The sequence below is a fragment of the Methylomonas sp. LL1 genome, assembly GCF_015711015.1.
Taxonomy (GTDB): Bacteria; Pseudomonadota; Gammaproteobacteria; order Methylococcales; family Methylomonadaceae; genus Methylomonas.
In genome coordinates this window covers 616,305-635,238 of sequence record NZ_CP064653.1, presented here as the reverse complement: position 1 = coordinate 635,238, position 18,934 = coordinate 616,305, and the positions used below count along the sequence as shown (strand labels likewise).

The following is an 18,934-nucleotide window of genomic DNA, read 5'->3' as shown; positions in this document are numbered from 1 at the left end:
ATTACTCTTAAATTAATTGTATTCGGTTAGTTCGCGTATCAATCTAGCCAGAATGGCTTGTTTTAATGCCTTGTCCGCTTTTGCTAGTTTTAGTTCCGCGATTTTTGCATCGGCTTGTTGCTTGAGTTTTTCGGTCATATAGGCAATTTCACTATATTCTCCCTGTTCGCTCACGATACGGATTAATGTCGCTTGGCTGCCAACATCGGCTTTTTGTTGTTCGGCGTGTACTACTGCTAATTCTTTTAAACGTTCACTCAATTCACGCAGGCGATAATCGGCTTGAGTAATATTGTTTGGCTTCCATTTATCTGGGGGAGCACTGCCCAAAAATGCTGCAACCGATTCCAACCAGCCTTGGTCGGTATCCTTTTCGTTTTGCAGCCTTATGATGAAGGCTTTGAGCCCTTGCCCATCAACGGTGTATTTTTCCAGACCCGCATAACGTTGGTTAAGCGCATGTCTTAGTGTGCTGATCTCTTCCTGTTCGCTCAGTTCAAAGGCTTGGCAGAGCTGGCGTTTAAACTGGGACAATAACTTCTGATAAGCTTTATTCAGGATATTTAGGCACTCGACCAGCACATTCAGAAAATCGTTCGGGTTACTGCCGTTAAAGTGTTGCTCGTCGGTATAGGGGGGGAAACCACAAGCTTCCGGTAATTCCTTAAACAATAATTGCATCGGACTTTGCGTGCTTTGGAACGCGTCGCGCACCGCCAACGCTTTTGGGTCCAATTCCCGCGTGGCTAAGGTGTAAGCCGGCAATTGATGGATGAATTTTGCCAATGGTTTAACGATGTCGAGTAGGGTGCTATTTTCCGGCGACTTACCCACCAATCTTTCTAGATATTGATTAAACAAATCGGCACGAATTCCACTAAAGTCAAACGCTTCAACAGCAAATAACTCGGGACGCTTTAATAAGATTTCGAAATGCTCTTGCGTTACATGCGGGCAAAAAACGCCACTTTCGTAGAGTGCCAATGAACGCTGGTTAGCGAGAAAATACCCGACAAAAATCAGCGATGACACGCCTTTTTGCACACCATAAGGCGGTTGTTCTATCAGCTTATAGATGTCGACAAGCGGCTGCGGACGCTGACTGCTTTTTAATTGTTCATCGATCGCTTGCCATACGTCATAAAATCGATATTTGTTAGTCGGACTTGGATTAATGAATTGCCACACACCATTGTGTAGTTCATGAATACCCGGTTCTTTGAATACCGCACGATAAATGGTTTTTTCAGGGGGGTATTTTTTAGGATCGAATCCCAAGTCTTCCAAATGGGGGTTAGACAATAAAGCCGCTACCAGTTTATTTTTTGCGGCATTGGCTTGTCCCGAGGTTTTGTCGCGGTTGATCAGTTCGTTTTTAATCAACGGTGCTTTATTAAAAACCGTCTCCAAAACCCTTGAGAGTAAGGTTTGCAGGTTCTTTTTGCTGTTCAGGAGCGTTTGAGCGCCTTTCCAATACCAGTCAAAAGACTCAGGCTGTTCCAAATAGGCATTGAGTAGATCGAGTTCTAAGCGGTTCACCGTTTGGAGTCGATCTTTCAGTTCTCGTTGCGAAACGGGGTCTGACTTTAATTCCGCCCGTTCGCTTTGAATTTTTTCCAACGCAATCGCTTCGGAAACCACTTGTTTGATTTGCGCGGCGTTATCGCATAAGACGTAGATCGTGAGTGGGTCAGGGTAAGTCCTGACTTTTTCACCGAACATCTCGCGTTCGTCTTGCCCTTCCGCCAAAAAGAAAACGATCCTGGGTTGGTCGACACTTTCGAAAAAATCATTCCGCGTTGTAACGTCTGCATAAAAGGGCTGAAAATAGCGCAATACGCTGCTGGTTATGGAGTACCTGCGGGCGACGACCGGCATCAGCTGGTTTCGATGTGTCAGTGCCTCAGCCAAATTGACGCGACCAAGCTTTTGTGTCGTTTCGATAATGGCGGCATCAAGGTCAAAATCACTACCTTCCCATACCCGATATTCCGAGCTGTATTTGCGATAGTTGATAATGGATTTAGCCTGCAGATTCCTAAGCAGTTGCTCCACATCGACCGATTTTGGGAAACACAGGGTTAATATTTCCTGACTGGCTTTAAATCCTGTTTGACGGCCAATGATATTAAATAGGCCGATGGTTTTTAATAATTGAATTTCCCGAGCTTCGGCATCGCCCAACCGTTCCGTAGCAGTGATGACTTCTGCCCAGCGTCTGTGGGTTGCATGATCCGTGGTAGCCGAAGGTTGATTTTCTATGAAATATTCAAAGATTTCCCAGGGCAATACCCAGTCACCCACATGTTGTATTCGACTTAAGCTGTCTTTAAAACCAAAGTATTCCTGACTGCCGAGATAGCTGAACAGGGTTCTTTCGTTTTGAGCGAGTTTTTGACACAGCGTCGGTAATAACAGTGTCGCAATCGGATGTAGGGGATAACATTTTGTCAGAACGTCTATGGCCGCATCTGCCGACAATCCTGACAGGAGGGCGTTTTGTTCGGCTAATACGCCTACGATTTCGGTGACCTGTTCCTGAATGTCTTGCCGGGCTGCCGGTGTTAATTGGCTGTGAAAGGCCGCCGATATGACTCTTAATGTTTGTTCCGTTGACTCCAGAAACGGCACATTTTCGAACCGCCCCTGTACTTTTAACCATTCCTGTTTTTGTGCTTCGGCAAGACCTCTTGAGTATTGTTCGAAGGCTTGATGCATCAATACCACGAGCAGGATGTTGGCATCCCCGCCTTCAACACATAATTCGCCTAGTGCTTGCAGCAAAAAGATGTCATTGCTACCCTGATGGCGGGCCTCGTATTCCAGAAATTTTCCCAGCTCATCGATGACGATCAAAATGCCTTTGCCAGAAACATGGCTCACGGCCTCGCGCAGTTTTTTTAACAGTTCGATAATTCCGCTGGTTGTTTGCGTTTGGTGTCTTGCTTGCTCTAGGTCGTGGACGATTGAAGACCTGCCTTTTGGTTCAATTTCTTCGAAATAGCCGACCGCAGCTTGGTATAGCGCTTGAACGAACCGCTTGCTCAATGACTCGGGGCTACCGGTTAATAGCACTATGCAATAGGCATTAGAGTCGTGTGTGCAGGCGGTAAATTTTTCCGCGACTTCCGGATTGTGTCGCTGCAAAATTTCTTCGGCAAGTACGCTGTTTGTGCGTTCCTGGTTTTCTAAAAGATGCGCCAGAAACGCAGCAAACGACGACTTGCCCGATCCATACGGCCCAACTAAAGACCATGCTCTAGGCATCGCCTTTTGGTTAAATGTTTGTGCGATTTTGTCTAAAGTTTGAACGGCTCGGGATGTTGGAATATAAGCCCTAAGAACATCGCTTGACTCGGCATCTCGTTCTAAGTTGATAGAACGGGTGTAATGGGTGTCTACTTGTCCAATATCTTTCATATCGCCGCCATCACCGGGTAGGTTGATAATAAGACCTAAGAAAAGTCAGGGACTCGGTCGTGTTATCTTGCCGGTAAAGCTGATTGACGCCAGCGGTTTCATTGATTTGAAAAATGTCGGGGTATGCTTTCACTAAATTTTCTAATTTTGCCAACAAGGCGCTTTCTGTCAGTCTGAATATGCTTCCCAGTGCAATCCCATTTTTTGGGCCGTACATTAGATCGGCAATTGGAAGATATTCGGTCTGCCGTTGATTAAATATTTCGTTGGCGGCATAGCCAACCAGTTCTATCGGTAAACTCGATTGCAAATTGCCATAGGAACGGTAAATGTGTAGGTCTTCTACAGCAGTAACCAGTTTTAGAGAGGCTAATGGCGAATCCAAGCTTTCTTCAATCAATTTAGCATTGCCTTTAGAGGGGCAATACATCCGCAATATCATTGCAACTTCTTGTTTTACGGTTCTTTCCGAGTGCTTGCCATTCAGGTTGTTACGCACAAACTCAGCTAACGTTTCCATGGCATCATCAGTCGTAAACTCGGCCTTATGGTAACAATTGAAAAACCAATACCAGGCTGTAGCCAGTTCCGCATTCGTGGCCAATTGCCAATGAATAAGCCAAAGCGTGGCTTCGTCTTCAAGATAAGGATCCCAGCCATTGTCAGAAAGAATGGCTTCGCCAAGCGCTGATGTTTCTAAGCCTTCGTCTGTATCCAGCAACATAGCGCTGGCTCTCAACCAGTATTTGATGGCGTTGACCATGTTTTTACCGACGCCGAGTTCTATCGTGGATTCGTCAGAAGAAAATATGGATTGGTTTTTTTCGAAAGCCTGAAATCCTTTGGTTAACCATGAATAACGGAGTGCGAATGTTTCATGTCGACCGAATGATGCTTTTTTAGGATTAAGCGGCTTGAGCAGACTGTCCATGTATAAAATTATTAGGAGGTATAAATGCCAAAATTTAGCGATTGCTGCGTTCAACGCGCACTCGTCTTCTCTTAATTCTAACATCCACCAAGGTCGAGGCTGCCGTGTTTTTGCGTACTTAATCCCAATAAACACTCCGCATCGCAATATTAATATCCCTTAGTCAACAACGAAATCAGTCGCGTCACCGCTGCTTATGCAAACAGGCAATCCATTAGTAACGCATCAAACTCCTTGCTGTGAGCAATGATGGTTTTCTTGAAATCCTGAACCCAGCCGTACAGCTTAGGACTGTCGTACAGAACGTCTAACCCGATGTCGGCACGATGATAGACACGTTTATGCGTCAACTTCTTTGCCTTGCAGACACTGTCTTTGCCCGAGTGCTTTTCCAAACATTTCAAGAAGGCGGATGCTCGCTTTTCCCGGTTTTTGAACAGTTGCAGCAACAGTATCTGGTCGCACAAAGGCGCTTGCTCGGCAAGTAAGCGGCAAAAACAAAGCGGTTTTTGCATATCCATTTTGTGATAGTAAAAGCGAGCCATGCGAATCCATTCACCGGGGCTCAACGTTTCATCCGCGTGGCCTTTGCCAAGTGCGCATTTGATCAAACCGGATAAATCCAAATCCCCTTTTGCTTGATTGGCAATTGTCGATACGATGACAATATTGTCCGGACAGTAACCGCGCGTATTATCGATTCTATCCACTGACCAGTCGGTGGTTTGATTTTCAGCAAACGTGAAGGGTTGGCCTGTAATTGGGCAGTTTTCGCCTGCTTCAGCTAATTTTTCTTGCAGGTCGTTCTTGGTGATTGAAACTTCCAGGCTTTTGATGAATGCTCTGTCACGGATCGCAAGCAATTTTCTATCGAATAGATCAGGCTTTTTCTGAGACACCTTCTGAAGTTTGGCTGCTTCGTAGCCATGGCGAATTTGGGGACGATGACAGTCTTGGAAACGACTAATTTCCAAAGGCAAACCAAAACGGTAATGATCAAAACCGATTTCAAAGGCTAAACTGTTCATGGCTAATTCCCTCATGCTGGTTGAAGATTAGGCGCGCTGTGCTGATCTAGGGTATAGCTTACGGATGACCCTTACAAAGTGTGTCAGGGTAAGACATTAGAAATTTTAGGCTTGTAAGGAGCGAAATTTGCCTGATCAAAAATCTCAAGCTGTTCTGCAGCGACGGCTATTGGTGTTGGAAAGCATTCGTCGGCTGAGCGGGCGGTCTGAGCGATGGGTAACCGTTGGAGAAATCGTCAATGATTTGCAACAACAAGGTTACGCAGTAGAAACGCACAGCATTCGCCGCGATATGAAATCGTTACTAGAAACTTATCCGCAGTTGGAATGTAACGACAACAGTCAGGGAAACGGCGAGGCGAAAGCTGGCTTAGCCCATGGCTATCGTTGGGTAGGCAAAGATGCACAATTGCAGGGTGGCATTACCTTGCCGGAAGCGTTGTCGCTGGTAATGGTTGAACGCTATCTGAGCCAATCGTTGCCTGTGCTATTGACTCGTCCATTGCAAGATATTTTCACAAAAGCCCACCAGACACTAGAGCTGCATAAGAAAAGCCAAATCACCCATTGGCCTGAAAAAATTTGCGTGATTCAACCGGCACAACCGCTTATCCCACCAGAAGTCAGAGGTGAAATTCTTGAGGCAGTGCATGATGCGTTGCTAAATGAAAAACAGCTAAGGGTGAGCTACCACGCTACTCAAAAGGTTGACGCCGAGCCCAAAGCATACCGCTTGCATCCTTTAGGTTTGATTCAACGTGGCCCAATTACTTACTTGGCCGCCATGGCCAACGAATATGAAGATGTATATCTTTATGCTTTGCATCGGATGTTGACGGTAGAAGTTCTAGCAGACGATTGTCGAGGAAAAAACGGCTTTGATTTGCACCAATTTGCCCAACGGCAGGGACATTTTGGTACCGCATCGCCCATCCGCCTTGAGGCAAAAATTCGCGACCATTTGGCATTGATACTTCAAGAATCGCCTCTCAGTGAAAACCAAATCGTTTCCGAAGCCGACAGCTTGGGATTCAAGTTGTTGACAGCCGATGTTCTGGATACCTGGCAGTTGCGCTGGTGGATTATGGGTGAAGCCGATCGAATTGAAGTCATTTCACCATCAGAGCTACGACAGGATATTCAATCGATGCTCACAAAAGCCCATCAGCATTATGTTTGACCTTGCAATTAGACGGATAACTGAAACAGTGATTTACCAATTTGATCTCCGAATTCAAGCCATTGGTTCAGCGCTCAGGACTTAAAAACCGGGCTATCCAATTGCAAAAAAGTTAAACTGTCCGGCTAATACGATTTCATCTTTTGATGCATGCCAGACACTACCTACAAGCAAGCAGCCGGCTTAATCCGAAAAGCCGAGAAAATCAGCAACCTACCGGTTCGCGTGACTTGGGACGATACCCTCCAAGTAGGCGCCGTTCTGCATTTGAGCGAAGCGCAATGGTCCAAACAATTGCGGATTTCAGTCAATCCCAACAGACCGGACATTCCCTATCTGGTTGGCGTGCAATGTGGGCTGGCGATTCGTTTTTACACACAACGCGAACAACGGCATTTAACCGCTTCGCAAACCAGCCGCGACAAAGCGGTCAGTGAATTTCGCGAACTGGGTTATGCACCTGAGATGGCAAAGTCTCTTGCGGAGAATTTACTGGCGCAATTAGGCAGCCAGATTCGCAGTGCAGCACCTTTGATCAAACTGTCGGCGCAGATATTCAGAGACTATCCGGAGCTACGCGACAGTCAGTTGACACATTTCCTTTTGGAAAAAGAAGACGGCGAACGATCATTAGGCATCGATGCAGCAAAGTTTCCTGAATGGATATTACGCAGTCATCAAGCCATCAACGGCGCAAACGCTTTGGCTGCCGATTATTTATTTGAGCGAACCGATTTTTTTGCGCCGTTCAAGCAGGCTGGTTTTGAAGCGATTTGCACTGGATTGGTGGGTGATGTCACCGGCAGTAAGGCCGATGTATCGGATACCGAACTGGTCAATGCGTGGTTGAACCGCTTGGATTTGAATGACCGTTTTGAATGGATGACACCCTGATATGCAAACACCGAGTACCGTTTTTATCAAAATCGCCGATTACGATCTGTCGGCCTTACCGGAAACCTGCCGTGACCCGAATGCACCCGGTTTCGCGGATACCTTGATTCGACATGTTTCCGAAGAGTACGCCGCTGACGGGATGTTTGCCAACGTCAGCATCGAACAGGATACCTTGATCATCGCTGAAGACTTGGAAGCAAAGGCCAAGTCAGACGAAGGTCTGGATGCATTGCAGCGCGGCGTTTATGCGACAGGCAAAGCCATTTTCGAAGCCTTGTTGTCCGAGCATCCGAATAACGCGATTGTGCTGTACAACTTGGGCATGGTCTACAGCGACGAAGGCAATCTGGGCAAGGCCATTGAGTTGTTATCGACGTTGATTCGCCTCAAACCGGATTACGCCCATGGCTGGGTGGCGTTGGCTGTGGCTTACATGCGGAACAACCAAATCATCGAAGCCGATCAAGCCGCGCAAAAGGCGGTTCAGTTAGCGCCAAACGATCAATATGCTCTACGCACTGCCGGTTATATTGCGTCAAAGTTCAACGAACCGGATGCGGCCGCCTTACTGGAAAATGCGGTCAGAGCGGGCCCCAAGGATTCCATCGCGTTATTGGCATTAGCAGAAAACTTACTGGCTACGCATAAAGACGAAGCCATCAAAAAGCGAGCGTCAGCCTTACTGACGCAAGTCATCGATGTAGCGCCGGGTTCGAAAGCGGCAGAGCGTGCTGAAGAAATCTTGCGTGGCATCGCTTACGATAAATTTCGCCAAACCGGATCGCTCAATCCGCAAGCCATCGACTACTGCCTGCATGCGCTAAAGGCGCTTCAAGGCATGTCGCATCAAGAAGTGGCGGGTGTCGCCATGGAAACCGCCGCTTTGGGACAAAGTGGTTTGGATGTGAATAATCCCAATAAAACCTATCAGCTTCGATCTATCCCCGGCAACTACACCGGCCTGCAGGTGGTTTGCTTCATGTACGTTGCATTGGAACAAGTCGCGCCTGGACAGGATATTGGGTTTGATCTCCAGGCAGAATACGAAGAATCGTTGCGGATTTATAATGCCAACCAACATTGACGGCGATAGACTATTTTAAATGAAGCCATTCCATGTTGATGGATAATTTTGTCGCTTCATTCCCTAACGCAGCAAGGTAGCCTGGAGATAAAGTGAAACCGGATTTGAATACACCGCATCCGTCATGACACAGCAAAAAGCCAATCGCATTGCGGTATTCGTAGATGCTGAGAATGTTACAAACTGGATCAAGCACGACGGCGTTAGATTACTGATGGAAGAACTGAATCAGTATGGCCAGATCATTATCCGTCGCGCTTATGGGGTTTGGAGCAAGCCGAATTTGGCCATGCACCAAGCGGCTATCAATCGATCCGGGTTTGAGCTCATCCACTGCTACCATCCCGTGACCGGCAAGAATACGGCGGACATTCAGATGACGCTGGATATCATCGAATGCGCCTGGCAATTACCGAATATTACCTGCTTTGTGCTGGTCACCGGCGACTCAGACTTTACGCCAGTCTTTCGCCGACTTCGGGAAATGGACAAGGATGTGATCGGCGTTGGCCAGCATTCTACCTTGAGCGAATGCGTCAAGACGTCTTGCACTCGGTTCATTTATACGGACGATGTCATTAACACGTTGATCGGCAATGAGGCTTCGCCACAGGAGTCGCTAACTCCGCAGCCATTACCGAATTCCCAACCAACCCTTACGCTGGCACAGGCCAATGAGTTGGTCATTACCCACTTGAAGGCATCGCCTACGCCGGTCGATATCGGACAAATCAAGGGTTCTCTCAAGCAGACTGCGGCCGACTTCGACGAAAAGCATTACGGCTTTAAAACGTTCACGAACTTCCTAACCGCTAACGACGCCATTCAAATCAGCAAAAACGGCACCACCAATTTCGCCAGTCTAGCGAAGCCTGCCCAACCAACCGAAACAGTCAAAGCCGTTGCAACCGCAGAAGCCTACAAAGCTCTGCTGAAAAAACACAATGCGCTGCCAGACAATGCCGATACGCTGAAGAAAATTTACAAACACGCCGTGGCCTTGAAAGACATCTGCCCCGATGCTGCGCAATTCAGAACGGCCTTATTCGATCTATGTCATAAGGTTGATGCGAGCATCACGAAAACGACCGTGAACAAGGCATTTTCCTATTTTATCGTCATGGGACTGGTTCATACCGAAAAGGCTAAAGGTGGCGTCGATAACGTACGGGTGAAAAAAATCACACTCAAGGACTTTTTATTGAAATCCGACAAGTTGGTCATCGCCAAACTGCTGGAACTCGGCAAAACTCAGCCCTTGGACTTGAAAGCCAAGGAAGTCAAGAAGCTCACGCTGTCAACGATCAGTAAAGACAGCATCAAAAAATTGATCGGTGAATGAGGTACGATGAACCGGATGGATCAGGCTCAACTCGTGCGTAAATGCCCCTTAAATGCAGCTTTTGCTAGCATCGGCCACTGATCCATGCAGGAACCGAAAGCGTTGTTAAAACCTCGCATTGCAACTGGAACAGGGCAATGTCGTCAGCGCGTCCAATCACTCAATCCTTGCGGAAATCTTGCCATCGCCACTTGATGGGGTTAATGCGCATAGTTTCGACGTTATGCTTCGAGAGAACGGCGTAAATCCTTGATGAGACGGTAAAGGTGCAAGGGGTCAGTCGGTGAGGGAATAAAACCAAACCGCTCGTAGAACTGTTTAGCAGGCTCGTCCTTGGCGTGAACAGCAAAAGCACGAATTCCGCCAATGTCGGCAGCCTGCAATGTGCGTAGCATGGCGTCTTTTAATAGGCCGGAACCAATCTTGCGGCCTTGCCATGGGGTACTTACAGCCAACCGTGCTAACAACATGACGGGAACAGGGTGACGGGCTAAGCCTTTGGTCAAGCGCTCCGGCGCATCGCCAAAGGCGACTTCGCCCACAACCAGGCTGTAGAAGCCGATGACCTCCTGGTCATGCAGACCGATATAGGTTTGCGAAGCGTTGGCTTGCTGATTGCCTAGCGCATAGCGAATAAGAAAGCGATCAAGTTCATCGCGCCCACAGGTAAAGCTATCAACGGGATGATCGCGCCGTAGCTTCTCAATACGAAACCCCGTCATTCGGTCGTCGGCAGCTCAAAGGGACTCGGCTCGCGGAACAAACGCTGAATCTGGGGCACAACTTGCGGCGGTGCATCGAGTGCAGCCATGAAATGCTCCCATTGCTCGGCATTGAGTTCAAAGCGTTGTCGCTCGCTAAGCGTTTCGGCGGCGCGTGATAAGGCACTCGCCAATACAAACTGACTGACGGAGCAATGGGCTGCTTGTGCCGCCGCGCTCAAGGTTTGCTTTGCTTCGGGCGATAATCGCAGGTCAAGTTTGGTGGTGCGTGTCGATTGAGTGGCCATAATACCTCCCTTAGGCATAGATGAGCAGTATAGCTGCCAGACGTTGTCATGACAATCATAAGCTAAACGGTTTACGCAGGATCGACTCGGTGACGAACTGTCTATTTTTCACCAAGTGCTTGAGTCAAATGTGACGTTCCTCCTTCGGCAAATCGGTATCCAACTTGGATTCCGGCTCCACATTCAAGCCTGATTCCAATCTAGCAATTTTTAATTCCTCTCCATGCCCTTGTTCATACGCCGCCTGGTGCGCATGCCGCTCCATCGTCACTATTTTATTGGCTAGTCGCTGCAATCGCTGCTGCCACTCCAGGCGCGCGGCAATGCAATGTTTGTTGGAGATGACCTGGCACAGCCACAAGGTGTCCATCACGATCATCAATTGATCCAGTAAACGAATCAACTCGACGAATTGCGCAATCTGCGGCGAGGCAATTTTGGCCACAAATTCCCTGGGATGAGTGTACGTCGGCGTTTCGCTGATGCCGTTGTTGGCTTTGAGTTTTTCTAGCCGACTCTTTTCCTGCTGCAGTTGCTCCGCGCATTCGGCAATCATCTGGCTAACAATGCTTTCGATTTCATCGACCGTTTCCTCTCTGCCGATGATGCGCAGGATCACGTCAATCGCATACAAGGACACCATCAGTCGGTGATAGCTATCACGAATCACCCGAATGGCTTGTTCGCTGTTGATGCTAAACGTACGCTCAAATATCGGCCGACTGATCGTGTGTCGTTTGCTTTTGGGTTGAACCAGACTTTCTGCCATGTCAGCACCTATTTGGGAAGATTAACGATAGCCCAATCATACGGTGTCTGTTTCCAATGCCTGTTCGCGAAAGCTCGATAATTGTCGAGCTTTCGCGAACGACTCTTCCAAAAAATCTGCTCCAATTACATCACAGCTCATGAGGTGTTTGATCACGTCATGATCCGACTTTGGTCGGCGTTCCGTTTTTAAGCGGCGACGGTGCTTGTCCATCGGCGTGTCAGGTGCGTCAAGCCTGATGTGAGTTTTTATTGTTTAACCCTGCCGGGCGTGTCGATTCCCGCAGGGATTCGGCCCTTTGGCATGCCCATCGCCGCGCCGCTGGGTATTGTTATCGTTGAGTCGGGCGCGGCCGACAGGAGGAATGTCATCATGGCCAATCGCGGCGTGAACAAAGTCATCTTGCTAGGCCGTCTCGGCGCCGATCCGGATATTCGCTATTTACCGAATAACGGCGGCAAAGTCGTGGCGGTGCGTTTGGCAACCAGTGAGGTTTGGAAAGATACAAAAAACGCCAAACAGGAACGTACCGAATGGCATCGGGTCGTGTTTTTTAAAAAACTGGCCGATACCGCCGGCGATCTGTTGAAGAAAGGCAGCAAGATCTACGTGGAAGGCGCTCTTCGCACCCAGCAATGGGATAAGAACGGCGAAAAACGCTACCGCACGGAAGTGGTTGTGCATGAGTTACAACTGCTCGACCGCCCTGCCCCGTCAACCTCTGCCAATGGTTCATCAACATCGAACCCGGCCGCCGAGGACGCCGACTGGGATGACGACTACAGCGATATGCCCATGCATTAAACCCCAGCACGCCGATCATTGGCGTTCGTTGGTTTAACCGTTACACCGCCGACCCGTTTCAGGTTTCGGTATTTCAACCCCCTGGGGAACACCATTCCCTAGCGGGCGAAGGCGTTCCCTTTTTTATTGAAGGAGAGCCACCATGAACCCAAACAACCGTAATACCTTACCCAAAACCCGCGACCTGCCGATGCCGGTAGCCGCGCAACAAAGCTATGGACTGTCGGAGCAGTCCTGGAAAGTGCTGACCGAAGTCACCTTTCCCACGGCGAAAACCTCGGAAGCCATTCTGATGGCGCTGGATTATTGCAAGGCCCGCAAGCTCGACATCTTCAAAAAGCCGGTGCATATCGTGCCGATGTGGAGTGCAGCCTTATGCCGCAATGTCGAAACCGTCTGGCCGTCCATCATGGAAATCCAGACTACCGCGTCCAGAACCGGTGTTTGGGCCGGCATGGACAGACCCGTCTGGGGTCCGGATGTTACCAAGACTTTTACCGGTCGCTACAAGGATGACAACGAGCAATGGCAGGAATCCAGTGTCACCGTGACCTTTCCCGAATGGGTGGCGGTTACTGTGTACCGGATCGTCGGCGGCAAACGTTGCGCTTTTACCGAGGAAGTCTACTGGCTGGAGGCTTATAGCACCGCCGGCGGTAAACACACGCAGGTACCGACCGCGATGTGGATCAAACGCCCCAAGGGGCAATTGGCCAAATGCGGTAAAGCGGCGTCGCTCAGGGCTGCTTTTCCCGAGGAATGCGGTTACGCGGCCGAGGAGATGGGCGGCAAAACGCTCGACGATATAGCCGACGGTACAGTGATCGATGGCAGTGCCACGGTTGTGAATGCAGCCGAAGCTGACCATGAAGATCGCGTTTGGGCGGGCGATGCCGGCGTTGATGCAAACCGTGTCATCGATCTCTCGCAAATCCATCCCAAAGTGCAAAAAGCGGTCGCGGAACTGGTACGTCGCACTGCGGCGGCCGGCGCCTGGAAAGCGGCCTATGACTATGCCAACCAGAAGTTCAAAGGCATCGATCTGACCTTTGCCTTGGCCGAGTTGGATAAGGTATCGGAGGTTAATCCCAGGGCAACACAAGCCTTGGGCCAAGCCGACAGTACCGCCATGCCGCCATTATCACCCAAAGAGATGGCCATGACGCAGGCGCGTCAGGCTTTGGGTGCCAACCGGTAGTCATATCGCTGGACAGGGCTTTTCCGTTGCTTAATCAGGCTACAGGCTAGGCCATTTTCAATCGGGCGTCTGCTGGTTTTCAGCATCCGTCACATTCAACTACCACCCATTCAGGGCGTCATGACTCGCCCGTGGGGGGATTCATGATGCTCTGAATTTCTTCATAAGGAGAGATCATGAATGCTATCGATCAATCATTGAACCGCGTGCCCTGTCATACCGACTGGCAACGTTACGATTCACCCACGGTGTTACGCCGTCATGGCCGATGTTTTCTGGAACGCCTGTGGCGACCCCAGCCCAGCGAACCGAATCCGCAGCGCTTGAGCCGACCGGAACTGACGACACTGGCCGAGAGTTTTGGCGGGGTGTGTTTGCCGGCGCAAGACGAACTGCTGTTGCTGTTCGGCGATGGTCAATGGGCTCGACGGTGCCAGATCCAGTTACGCAAGCTCGGTATCGAGCCGGTGCGCTTCGGTTGTCAGGTGCAGTTGACCGGATTTTCACGATGAAGGTCATCGATGTTTCGCAACGGTCCGACGCCTGGCGGCAATGGCGTTCACAAGGCGTCAGTGCCAGTGAAGCGGTCATCGTCATGAATCGTTCGCCGTACAAAACGCCTTGGCGCCTCTGGGCGGAAAAGATCGGCCTAGTGCTGGAAGCCAGCCTGGACAACAACCCGTTGATCCGCGCCGGCATCCAGCAAGAACCCGAGGCTTTGCAATGCTTCGAGGACAAACACGAGCTGATGTTATTACCGCTGTGCGGCGAGTCGGAACAGTATCCCTTGATGCGAGCCTCGTTCGACGGTTTGTCCGACGCGAATGAGCCCGTGGAAATCAAATGTCCGCACGAGACCACGTTCTTGGATGTGGTGTTGAACCGGGAAGCTTCGGCTGCTTATCAGTTGTATTGGTGCCAGGTACAACAGCAACTCTTGGTCGCCGAAGCACAACGCGGCATTTTGTTTTTCTACCATCAAGGCCAAGATGTGGAATTCGAGATTCAGCGCGATGAGAACTTTCTCACCGCCCTGATCGAGTCCGCGATGGACTTCTGGGCATCGGTCAAATACAAAAAGGAGCCGATCAAGGATCCCGAGCGTGATTTGTACTTGCCCAAAGGTCATGCAGAACGGCAATGGCAACAATTGGCGGCAACGTATCGGCAACGGGCGTTGACTATCTTGGATCTCAAAAGCCAACTCAACCAGTTGGAGGATGAGCAGTCGCGCATTGAAGACACTTTAGTGGCGTTGATGGGCGATTACGTGGCCGCGGAGCATTCCGGGTTGCGGATCAGCCGGTTTCAAAGCCAGGGTGCCATCGATTACAAGGCGGCACTGCAGGTTTTGCAGCCGGATATCCAAGCCTCAGACCTCGAAGCCTACCGCAAACCGTCTGCCAGTCGCGTCCGCGTGACCTGTCGGGACGATGACGGTAAACATGCCGAAGTTCCGTTTGATGCTCAAGCCTTGAAAGACTTGGTTGGCGTGGACTTTTGGTTTTGAGTCTTGATGGTTCGTTTAACGACATCCTGTAACCCTGGTGGTTACGGGATGTTCATTGATTGACGTCATGATTGATTCAGTTCTGGCATGTCGGTTTTAGGCTGGGCTTTGCCGCAAAACCCAACCCAAAACCCGCATCGTTCAGGCATTCCCTTCGTGGAATCCCGAATCCGGTTTCGACCGGCGTTCCGTTATTAAGCGGCATGAGCGTTTGCCTCGTGTGCCAGGTGCGTCAAGCCTGGTGTTTTTGTTTGTCCCGTTGGGGTTCATCACCTTTGCGGGACTCGGTGACCCCTTTTATTCATTGAAGGAGGTCATTATGAATCACGACTTTTGGAAAACCTTGCACGGCTGGCTGAACGTTGCCCATAGCGACGACATTCAGGCCAAAAAGCGTGTGCTGCTGGACATGCACCGTCAAATCTCTGACCCCGGTTTGAGAAGCGACATTCAGCGCATCCTGCGTTTGATGGATCGGGAGCTGTTGGCCCGCGCCGAATGGGCGATGTACTGCGTAATGCAGTTACGTTAATTTCTTTATCTACCCTGGTTTGCCAGGGTTTTAATCACCCGTTGGGGCTCATCACCCCTCGGGGCCGGTGCGCCCCTTGTCATTTGAGGTTAGTCCTCGAGGAGCTCACCATGTATCAATCGTATTCCATCGCCGACACCTTCGGCATTCAGGCCCCGGCATCCATGAAAGTGGAAGGCTTTATTCCGGCCAATAACCTTTATGTGCCAACGAAAAAGCCGTATGTATTTCGCAAGGATCACTTGCGCGATGTGTTGGCGTTTTTAGGCGCACACAATGGCGACGGCTTATACCTGACCGGCCCCACCGGATCCGGAAAAACCTCGTTGTTGGAACAAGTCGCGGCGCGTCTGCATTGGGGCGTGCATTCGGTCACCGGTCACGGTCGATTGGAACTCAACGACCTGTTGGGTCAGTACATGCTGGTCGACGGCGGCGCGATGAAGTGGATCGATGGCCCTTTGACCTTGGCAGTACGCTTGGGTCATGTGCTGTTGATCAACGAAATCGATGCCATCGATCCCGCGGAATTGATCGGCCTGAATGAAATCGTCGAAGGGAAACCTCTAACGATTCCACAAACCGGCGATGTGATTACGCCACACCCCAAGTTTCGTTTGGTCGCCACCGGCAACAGTGCCGGGTCTGGTGATCAATCGGGATTGTATCAAGGGGTGTTGCGGCAAAACCTCGCTTTTCTGGATCGGTTTCGTTTGATGGAAGTCGGTTACCCCGAACCGGAAGACGAAATGAAACTGCTGGCCGATGTGGTGCCAACCATGCCGGAATCGGTACGGGAAAGCATGATCAAAGTCGCCAATCAGATTCGCAAAGTATTCATCGGCGGTGCGGACGGCGGCGGCATGTTGTCAGTCACGTTATCGACGCGCGGTTTAGTGCGCTGGGCTTCGTTGGTCGCCACCTTTAAAAGTGCACCCAATGCCCTCGCCTATTCGTTGGATCGGGCCTTGACCTTCCGAGCCGAACCCGCCGAACGCGAAGCGATTCATCGCATCGCCAAGGATGTGTTTGGCGACGATTGGGCGGCTTAGTCATGGCCGTGTGGAGTTTGTTCCGCTATCGCAATAGTGATGGCAGTTCCAAAGACTGGGCGGTCCGAAGCAATTCGGATGGCAGTATCACCACCCGCTGGGGCAAAACGGCTAATCGATTGCCGGGCGTGAGTAACCGTTACGGGGTTCAGCAACGCGATATCGAGCGGCAAAAACAGGCCAAAGGCTATGTGTGGGTCGGCTTGGTAGATATTGACGTGAACGGCAATGTCCGGTTTCCGGATAAGCCCTTGCCTGTAACCCAATCACAACCATTGGGCCGCCAGGCAATAACAAATCAGACGTCACCAGTCACGGTCGACAAGCTATATTGGCATGTCGATTGCCGCGCCGGGCACGCGACCCTGCTCGACATGGGTATCGCGCTTCGGCGTTGGTTGGGCGATCTGGAGGCTTGGTCTCAAGCTCAATGCCTTACCGCAAGCGACTGGTCCGGTTGGCAACGTCTGAACGATGCCAGTCTGGGCGAGGAAGCCTTCGATCTCAGCGGACAAATCCACCGTGAACACGGGGCGTTGCCCTGGCTGTGGTTGATGGCCCTGAAGCATGCCGCCTTTCCCGGCGTCTCAGTTGGCATTGCTACCGAAAGCGGCCGCGACGTGTCGGCGGACCTGAAAGCTGAAGCGGACGTTTTGGCGTTGTTCGATACCGACATCGAAGTGCTTAGGCCGTTGGCGGAAAGCCTGGGGCTTTTGAAACCGAGGCTCAACCTGGCGTTGGCCATGGTGGATCAAACCGATCACTGGTTTTGATTCGCTGAAGGACAAGCCGTTTAGTCCTGTATCGGGCTCGATGCAGGGTTTTTAACATTCACCCGGAAGGGGCCATTCGCCCCTGCGGGGTCGGTGTGCCTTCTTCCCAAGGAGGCACACATGACACATACCCAACTCATTCTGGACCAAGTGGTCTTGATCAAAGTCGACGCCACGATTTACGGCGCCCGCAAGAAGCTCAACAAGGAGGATCTGGTACTGGCCGATGGGAGCAAGTTGCCACCGGAAGATTTGGCCAGTTTGGGCTCGAAGCGCTTACTCGATCCTGACCGGTTATCGGTGTTCAACCGTCTAAAGAAGGAAGCCGAACGCATTTGTTTACGCGTCGGCACCCGATTTCTCGGCGGCTTCATCGTACCGGTCGCGGCAGCGGCGCTGGTCACGGCGGAACTGGATCGTATCGCCGGAGATTTTGCCCAAGCACGGGCCGAGTTTCTGGATGGCTACGATGCGGCGGTACAAGACTGGATGGTCAAACATCCGGAATTTGCCGGCATCATCGAAAAAGCCATCGACTCGGTGGCCTTGGTTGCCACCCGCTTGACCTTTGATTATCTGGTGGTCTCGGTCGCATTGCCCGAACAGTTGCCCAAACAGGAGGTCGAACGCCTGGAAAGCAAAATCGGTTCCTTGAGCGAGCAGATATTTCATGAAATTGCGGTGGATGCCAACTTGCTGGTCGAGCAATCGTTACTCGGCAAGGAACAAGTCACCCGCAACGCGCTCAGGCCGATCAAACGCATCCGCGACAAACTCGATGGTTTGAGTTTTCTGGATCATCGGGTGGCGCCAGTGGTAGCAACCATTGACGACTTGCTCGGCAAAATCCCGAATCGGGGATCGATCGAAGGCAGTTTACTGCAAGAAATCCTCGCCACGGCGATGTTGCTGGCCGATCCGGATAAAACCCGGCGGCACGGTGAAGGTTTGTTGGCGGCGCAAGCGCCGGAGCTAACACCTGATGCTGACACTGACGTTGATATTGATATTGATATTGATGATGAAATCGTCGATGAAGCGGAGGCCGAGCCATCTGTACTACTAGCATCACCTCCACCTGTCATCGCTGACACCGTTGCAAACGATCCGGATTTTACCGATTTGTTTGACGGCATTTTTGACGATGATCTGGAAGTGGAATCGGCATCGGATGACTGGGCGTTGGAGGTTTTGCTGGATAAGCATCAGTCTGAGCGGGAAACCGGTCATGAGGCCGATCAAACGCATGATTCGGACCACGCGGCGGAACCGGTAACGGTGACTGCTGGCGGCGGCGATGAGGAATCGGAGGATTATTCTGACCAGGACTACTGGTTCTGAATGCGCTGAAACCCTTTAACACTAAACCCACGGGGGCAAAGTCATGTCCCGCTGGGGCCGTGGT

18 protein-coding genes are annotated in these 18,934 nt (G+C 50.7%); 12 read left to right on the top strand and 6 right to left on the bottom strand.

The features are described 5' to 3' along the window. Nucleotides 1-12: 12 nt before the first annotated feature. From IVG45_RS03470 to IVG45_RS03460, 3 genes are all read right to left on the bottom strand, one after another. The gene (locus IVG45_RS03470; RefSeq protein ID WP_196436505.1) at nt 13-3,420 is read right to left on the bottom strand and encodes a DUF6079 family protein; all 3,408 of its coding nucleotides are present in this window, start codon (nt 3,418-3,420) and stop codon (nt 13-15) included. A gap of 10 nt (nt 3,421-3,430) precedes the next feature. After that, entirely contained in the window at nt 3,431-4,351 is a 921-nt protein-coding gene (locus IVG45_RS03465; RefSeq protein ID WP_196436504.1) for a DUF4007 family protein, read from the bottom strand. A 194-nt stretch (nt 4,352-4,545) separates the two neighbouring features. After that, the gene (locus tag IVG45_RS03460) at nt 4,546-5,379 is read right to left on the bottom strand and encodes a hypothetical protein (RefSeq protein ID WP_196436503.1); all 834 of its coding nucleotides are present in this window, start codon (nt 5,377-5,379) and stop codon (nt 4,546-4,548) included. A gap of 127 nt (nt 5,380-5,506) precedes the next feature. On the opposite strand from IVG45_RS03460, the gene IVG45_RS03455 reads away from it, so the two are divergent. The 4 genes from IVG45_RS03455 to IVG45_RS03440 all read left to right on the top strand — a co-directional run bounded on the left by IVG45_RS03455 (nt 5,507) and on the right by IVG45_RS03440 (nt 9,882). Further along, nucleotides 5,507-6,559: a helix-turn-helix transcriptional regulator gene (locus tag IVG45_RS03455; protein ID WP_196436502.1), complete on the top strand. Its 1,053-nt coding sequence runs from the start codon at nt 5,507-5,509 to the stop codon at nt 6,557-6,559. Between the two features lie 150 nt (nt 6,560-6,709). Then, nucleotides 6,710-7,453, top strand: coding sequence for a hypothetical protein (locus tag IVG45_RS03450; RefSeq protein ID WP_196436501.1), 744 nt, complete (start codon nt 6,710-6,712; stop codon nt 7,451-7,453). Between the two features lies 1 nt (nt 7,454). Continuing rightward, nucleotides 7,455-8,540: a tetratricopeptide repeat protein gene (locus tag IVG45_RS03445; protein WP_196436500.1), complete on the top strand. Its 1,086-nt coding sequence runs from the start codon at nt 7,455-7,457 to the stop codon at nt 8,538-8,540. A gap of 124 nt (nt 8,541-8,664) precedes the next feature. Continuing rightward, the gene (locus tag IVG45_RS03440; protein ID WP_196436499.1) at nt 8,665-9,882 is read left to right on the top strand and encodes an NYN domain-containing protein; all 1,218 of its coding nucleotides are present in this window, start codon (nt 8,665-8,667) and stop codon (nt 9,880-9,882) included. A gap of 221 nt (nt 9,883-10,103) precedes the next feature. Here IVG45_RS03440 and IVG45_RS03435 read toward each other — a convergent pair whose 3' ends face one another. From IVG45_RS03435 to IVG45_RS03425, 3 genes are all read right to left on the bottom strand, one after another. Then, the gene (locus tag IVG45_RS03435; protein WP_196436498.1) at nt 10,104-10,604 is read right to left on the bottom strand and encodes a GNAT family N-acetyltransferase; all 501 of its coding nucleotides are present in this window, start codon (nt 10,602-10,604) and stop codon (nt 10,104-10,106) included. Further along, nucleotides 10,601-10,891, bottom strand: a complete 291-nt coding sequence (locus IVG45_RS03430; RefSeq protein ID WP_196436497.1) for a type II toxin-antitoxin system TacA family antitoxin — start codon at nt 10,889-10,891, stop codon at nt 10,601-10,603. The genes IVG45_RS03435 and IVG45_RS03430 overlap by 4 nt, the downstream gene beginning before the upstream one ends. A gap of 124 nt (nt 10,892-11,015) precedes the next feature. Continuing rightward, nucleotides 11,016-11,660, bottom strand: coding sequence for a hypothetical protein (locus IVG45_RS03425; protein WP_196436496.1), 645 nt, complete (start codon nt 11,658-11,660; stop codon nt 11,016-11,018). Between the two features lie 240 nt (nt 11,661-11,900). Here IVG45_RS03425 and ssb point away from each other — a divergent pair, with 240 nt between their 5' ends. The 8 genes from ssb to IVG45_RS03385 all read left to right on the top strand — a co-directional run bounded on the left by ssb (nt 11,901) and on the right by IVG45_RS03385 (nt 18,870). Then, nucleotides 11,901-12,464, top strand: coding sequence for a single-stranded DNA-binding protein (gene ssb, locus IVG45_RS03420; RefSeq protein WP_230874736.1), 564 nt, complete (start codon nt 11,901-11,903; stop codon nt 12,462-12,464). Nucleotides 12,465-12,606: 142 nt separating this feature from the next. After that, the gene (gene bet, locus IVG45_RS03415) at nt 12,607-13,662 is read left to right on the top strand and encodes a phage recombination protein Bet (protein ID WP_196436495.1); all 1,056 of its coding nucleotides are present in this window, start codon (nt 12,607-12,609) and stop codon (nt 13,660-13,662) included. A gap of 176 nt (nt 13,663-13,838) precedes the next feature. Next, entirely contained in the window at nt 13,839-14,174 is a 336-nt protein-coding gene (locus tag IVG45_RS03410) for a hypothetical protein (RefSeq protein ID WP_196436494.1), read from the top strand. Continuing rightward, entirely contained in the window at nt 14,171-15,172 is a 1,002-nt protein-coding gene (locus IVG45_RS03405) for a YqaJ viral recombinase family nuclease (protein WP_196436493.1), read from the top strand. The genes IVG45_RS03410 and IVG45_RS03405 overlap by 4 nt, the downstream gene beginning before the upstream one ends. Before the next feature lie 319 nt (nt 15,173-15,491). Beyond that, nucleotides 15,492-15,704: a hypothetical protein gene (locus tag IVG45_RS03400; protein ID WP_196436492.1), complete on the top strand. Its 213-nt coding sequence runs from the start codon at nt 15,492-15,494 to the stop codon at nt 15,702-15,704. A 110-nt stretch (nt 15,705-15,814) separates the two neighbouring features. Next, nucleotides 15,815-16,756: an AAA family ATPase gene (locus tag IVG45_RS03395; RefSeq protein WP_196436491.1), complete on the top strand. Its 942-nt coding sequence runs from the start codon at nt 15,815-15,817 to the stop codon at nt 16,754-16,756. 2 nt (nt 16,757-16,758) lie between these two features. Then, complete coding sequence (locus IVG45_RS03390; RefSeq protein WP_196436490.1) at nt 16,759-17,529, top strand: hypothetical protein; 771 nt, start codon at nt 16,759-16,761, stop codon at nt 17,527-17,529. A 120-nt stretch (nt 17,530-17,649) separates the two neighbouring features. Then, complete coding sequence (locus tag IVG45_RS03385) at nt 17,650-18,870, top strand: DUF3150 domain-containing protein (protein ID WP_196436489.1); 1,221 nt, start codon at nt 17,650-17,652, stop codon at nt 18,868-18,870. The last annotated feature ends 64 nt before the right edge of the window (nt 18,871-18,934 follow it).